Consider the following 564-nt stretch of genomic DNA (forward strand, 5'->3'; position numbering starts at 1 on the left):
GACATCTTCGCCCGGCCGACGGTGGAAGAGCTCGCTTCGGTTATTCAGGACTTGGAAGAAAGCCCGTATGAAGCGATTCAGCCTGCGCAAACACAGGACACCTATCCGGTGTCTTCGGCGCAGAAACGGATGTATGTGCTCCAGCAGCTTGAAGACGGCGGTGTCGGCTACAATATGCCGGCTGTGCTGGAACTGACGGGCCCGCTTGACCGCGGCCGGCTGGAGGAGACGTTCCGGCAGCTTGTGGAGCGGCATGAGTCGCTCAGAACGTCCTTTGAAACGGGGCCTGACGGCGAACCGGTGCAGCGCATCCATGACAGCGTACCGTTTCAGCTGGATGAGGCCGAGTCAGCTGACGCATTCGTCCGGCCGTTTTGTCTGGAGGAAGCGCCGCTCTTCCGTGCGGCCCTCGTGAAAGAATCGGACGAACGTCATCTTTTATTAACGGATATGCATCATATTATTTCTGACGGTGTGTCCGTCAACACCTTGATTAAAGAATTCGGCGAGCTGTACGCAGGCCGTTCGCTTGCGCCGATGCGCCTTCAATATAAAGACTATGCC

The 564-nt window shown here is 57.1% G+C and carries 1 protein-coding gene; it reads left to right on the forward strand.

The annotated features are described in order from the left end of the window. Positions 1-564: condensation domain-containing protein (locus AC1RRX_RS19250; RefSeq protein WP_492870931.1), on the forward strand; the 564-nt coding region annotated here is incomplete at both ends.

Source organism: Bacillus sp. GW821-FHT11D08 (assembly GCF_058808515.1).